This window comes from Rudaea sp. (assembly GCF_036383415.1).
Lineage (GTDB): Bacteria > Pseudomonadota > Gammaproteobacteria > Xanthomonadales > Rhodanobacteraceae > Rudaea.
Genome location: NZ_DASVOK010000002.1, coordinates 1 through 4,594, shown reverse-complemented (window position 1 = coordinate 4,594; position 4,594 = coordinate 1). Strand labels below are relative to the sequence as shown.

The 4,594-nt window shown below is 67.8% G+C and carries 3 protein-coding genes; all 3 read left to right on the top strand.

Annotated elements, in window-relative coordinates; genetic code table 11:
- Positions 1-41: 41 nt before the first annotated feature.
- Positions 42-2,876, top strand: a complete 2,835-nt coding sequence (locus VF497_RS00030; protein WP_330884980.1) for a molybdopterin-dependent oxidoreductase — start codon at positions 42-44, stop codon at positions 2,874-2,876.
- Positions 2,873-3,850, top strand: coding sequence for a DNA-binding protein YbiB (gene ybiB / locus VF497_RS00025; protein WP_330884978.1), 978 nt, complete (start codon positions 2,873-2,875; stop codon positions 3,848-3,850). Before VF497_RS00030 ends, ybiB begins: the two co-directional genes overlap by 4 nt.
- A gap of 231 nt (positions 3,851-4,081) precedes the next feature.
- Positions 4,082-4,594: MFS transporter (locus VF497_RS00020; RefSeq protein WP_330884976.1), on the top strand; the 513-nt coding region annotated here is incomplete at its 3' end.

Below are 4,594 nucleotides of genomic sequence, written 5' to 3'. Positions count from 1 at the left end.
GGCAGCACCGCCGTGGCCGAACCCGAAACCTGCGCGGCGGCATGAACGCCTCGCTGCAAGCCTCGCCCAAGCTTGCGGCGCGCACGACGCGTTCGACCTGCTGCTACTGCGGCGTGGGCTGCGGCGTGCTGATCGAAACGGCACTCGACGCCAACGGCGCCGGGACGATCGTCGGCGTTCAAGGCGATCCCGAACATCCCGCCAACTTCGGCCGCCTGTGCAGCAAGGGCAGCACGCTGCACCTTACCGCAAGCCCCGCGCTGCGCGATCAGGCGCGCGCGCTGCATCCCGAGCTGCGGCGCGCGCGTGCGCAACCGCGCGTGCGTGCAAGCTGGAGCGAGGCGCTCGATTTCGTCGCCGAACGCTTCGCCGCGATCGTGCGCGAGCACGGCCCCGACGCAGTCGCGTTCTACATCTCCGGGCAATTGCTGACCGAGGATTACTACGTCTTCAACAAGCTCGCCAAGGGTCTCGTCGGCACGAACAACATCGACACGAACTCGCGCCTGTGCATGAGCTCGGCCGTCGCCGGCTACAAGCAGACGCTCGGCGCCGACGCGCCGCCGTGTTCCTACGAAGACCTCGACCACGCGAAGTGCGTTTTCATCGCAGGCGCGAATCCCGCGTTCGCGCACCCGATCCTGTTCCGTCGCCTCGAAGACGCGAAGACGCGTAACCCGGACCTGCGCATCGTCGTCGCCGATCCGCGCCGCACCGACAGCGCCGAGAGTGCCGACCTGCATCTGCGTCTGACGCCGGGCAGCGATGTCGTGCTTTTCCTCGGCATGCTGCATGTGCTGATCGCCGAAGGCTTGATCGATGAGGCCTGGATCGCGGCACACACCGAAGGCTTCGACGCGACGCGCGAGCTGGCGCTCGCCTATTCGCCCGAACGTGCCAGCGGAATCTGCGGCGTGCCGGTCGATGATCTCGTCACCGCCGCGCGCTGGTTCGCCGCCGGACCGACGCTGTCGCTCTACTGCCAGGGTTTGAATCAATCGACTTCTGGTACGGCGAAGAACGCCGCGCTGATCCATCTGCATCTCGCCACCGCGCAGATCGGCAAGCCCGGTGCCGGCCCGTTCTCGCTGACCGGCCAACCCAACGCGATGGGTGGGCGCGAGGTTGGCGGCATGGCGAACCTGCTCAGCGCGCATCGCGATCTGGCGAATGCCGGGCACCGCGCCGAGGTCGCTCAGCTCTGGGGCATCGACAACGTGCCCGCGACGCCGGGCAAAACCGCGGTGGAGATATTCGATGCGATCGAACGCGGCGAGATCAGGGCATTGTGGATCGCCTGCACGAATCCCGCGCAGTCGCTGCCCGACCAGCGCGCGGTGCGCCGCGCACTCGAAAGATGCGAGTTCGTCGTCCTGCAGGACGCCTACGCGCACACCGCGACAGCGCCGTATGCCGACGTGCTGCTGCCGGCGAGTTCGTGGGGCGAGAAGGAAGGCACAGTGACGAATTCCGAGCGCCGCATCTCGCGCGTGCGCGCAGCCAGCGCACCGCCGGGGGAGGCTCGCGCGGATTGGCGTATCGCGCGCGATGTCGCGCTGCGCATCGAGGCGCGGCTGCGCCCCGGCAAGACCAGCCTGTTCGACTATGCGACGCCGGAAAGCATCTGGAACGAGCATCGCGAGACGACGCGCGGTCGCGACCTCGACATCAGTGGCCTCAGCTACGCAATGCTCGAACGCGACGGTCCACAGCAGTGGCCCTATCGCACGGGCGATGTCGTCGGCACCGCTCGCTTGTATACAAATGGACATTTTGCCACGCCGAACGGCCGCGCACGCTTTGCCACGATCGAGGCACGCGCACCGGCGGAGACGACCGATTGGCACTATCCGCTGGCGTTGACCACCGGCCGCCTGCGCGATCAGTGGCACGGCATGAGCCGCACCGGCACGCTGCCGCAGGCATTCGATCACGCGGGCGAGCCGGCGATCGAAATCCATCCGGCCGATGCGGCGCGCATCGGCGTCGAGACCGGCGACTTCGTCCACATCACCTCGCGTCGCGCGAGCATCGTGTTGCCGGTGCACACGAGCGATGCGCAGGCGCCGGGGCAAACCTTCGTCGCGATGCATTGGGGCGAGGAGTTCGTCTCCGGGCTGCCGACGACGGCGGTGTCGCACGGCATCAATGCGCTGCTGCCGCGCGCGTTCGACCCGGTGTCGAAGCAACCCGAACTCAAGCATGCGGCGATCGCCGTACGCAAGGCGGATTTGCCTTGGCAGTGGGTCGCCTGTGCCGAGTTTGCGCCGGAACGCTGGTTCGAAACGCAAACGCTGTTGCGTCGCTACTTCGCCCGTTTTCCTTACACAAGCTGCGTGCCGTTCGGGCGCGAGCGGCCCGGATTGCTCTGGCGCGTCGCAGCGCACGATCCCTGCAGTGCTGAACTCAGGCAGGAAATCGAAGCATTGTTCGGACTCGGCGCGGGTGAGGCCGTGCTGAGCTACAACGACGTGCGGCGCGCGAGCGGACGGCGACTGCGTCTCGCCGGCGATCGGCTGGTCGCGTTTTCGCTGGCCGGTGACGTCGCCGCGGCAGGCTGGCTGCGCGAATACCTCGAAAGCGGCATCGCGATCTCGACGCTCGGCCGCCTGCTGTTGCTGCCTTCGCGCACGCCACCGAGCGTGTTTTCCAAGATCAGGCTGGCGTCGAAGGGACGTACGATTTGCACCTGCATCGGCGTGCGCGAAAACGACATTGTGGAAAAAGTGCAAAAATCCACAAAGTCCGGCGTTGACGCGCTGCTCGCCGAACTCAAGGCCAGCCTGCGCTGCGGTAGCGGCTGCGGCTCGTGCGTGCCGGAGCTGAAGCGCCTGATCGCAACCAATGCGCGCACGGCGCAGGCGGTGCCGGCATGAGCGCGCTCGACCTGCCCAGCCTGATCCACGAACTCGGCCGCGGTGCGCGCGGCGCGCGGCCATTGTCGCGCGACGACTCGCGCGATCTGTTCGCGGCGATGCTCGACGGCACGATTCCTGACCTCGAACTCGGCGGAATTCTGATCGCCTACCGCATCAAGGGCGAAACCGCCGACGAGCTTGCCGGCATGCTCGATGCCTGCCAGGCGCGGCTGTCTCCGATCGCTGCGCCGACCGACGCCGCGATGCCGGTCGTGATTCCGAGCTACAACGGGGCGCGCAAGCTGCCGAACCTGACACCGTTGCTCGCGCTGACGCTCGCCGCGCGCGGTATTCCCGTGCTCGTGCACGGTGATGCCGCCGACGGCTGGGGCCGCGTCGCCAGCGCCTCGGTGTTCGCTGCGCTCGGCATCGGCGCGTGCAGCGATACCGCCGACATCGAGCTCGCCCTGCAGACGCGCGGCGTCGCGTTCGCACCAACCGAGGTGCTTTCGCCTGCGCTCGCGCGCCTGATCGCGCTGCGCGACCGCCTCGGCGTGCGCGGCCCTGCGCATACGCTGGTCAAGCTGATCCAGCCGTTCGCGCAGCCCGCGCTGCGCCTGGTGAATTACACGCACCCGGAATATCGCGACGAGATGACGAAGCTGTTTCTCGACGCTCGCATCGTGGGCGAAGCCGGCGTACTGCTCGCGCGCGGCAACGAAGGCGAAGCGGTGGCGGATCCACGCCGGCAGGTGGGGATCGAGTGGCTGCGCGACGGCCATGCGACGACCTTGGTCGAAGCCGCGTCCGGCGACGGCACCGTGCCCGAATTGCCGCCATCGCGCGAAGCGCAGCCAACGGCGCGCTGGATCGAGCGTGCGCTTGCCGACGCATCGCTGTTGCCGGCGCCGCTGGCGAAGCAGATCGAGACGATTTCCGACATTTGTTTGGCTAAGAACACGCGCACGGCACGCATCGTGCGCTTGGCGTGAGTCGCCGCGGCGAACTTCCGCTTTGAACGTCATCCCGGCGCGCGCCGGGGCCGCGCCTTGACGGCGTCAGTCGAGGCCGATTCCGGCAGTGCCGGAGTGACGTGCAAAGAATCGGAAGAGATTCGGCGCCCACAACCCGAGGAGGGCAGTTGCCGCGATGTGCGCGGCGTCGTTTCGGAGTGTGCGATGAATGTATCGACTGCTTTCGCGCGAGGCGCGCGAAATAACATAGTGGCTTCACTCAAGAGCGGCGACTGGCGCGCGCTGCTCGCGAGTTTTCTCTACTTCGACACCGGCTTCACCGTCTGGGTGATGTACGGCCCGCTCGCACCGGGCATTGCCAAGGACTATGCGCTCAACGATGCGCAGAAGGGCTTTCTCGTCGCCGTGCCGGTGCTGGCCGCAGCGATCCTGCGCGTCACCTTCGGCAACATGTACCAAGCCATCGACGGCCGGCGCCTGGCCCTGCTCGGCATCGCCCTGTCGGCGATTCCGCCCGCAGTGCTGTTGCTGATGCCGGGCGCGCCGTCGCTGTCGCTGCTGCTCGTGCTCGGCGTGCTGCTCGGCATGGGCGGCGCGAGCTTTGCGGTTGCGCTGCCGATGGCCGGCAGCAACTATCCGCGCGACGTCCAAGGCCTCGTGCTCGGCCTCGCCGCCGCGGGCAACATCGGCGCGGTGCTCGACGGCTTCCTGTTCCCGAGCCTCGCTGAGCACTTCGGCTGGCAACGCGCGACCGCCGCCTCG

Bases quoted from the DNA above. Each gene is read 5' to 3' on its own strand.
- VF497_RS00030 (WP_330884980.1), top strand. From the start codon at position 42: ATGAACGCCTCGCTGCAAGCCTCGCCCAAGCTTGCGGCGCGCACGACG.
- ybiB (WP_330884978.1), top strand. From the start codon at position 2,873: ATGAGCGCGCTCGACCTGCCCAGCCTGATCCACGAACTCGGCCGCGGT.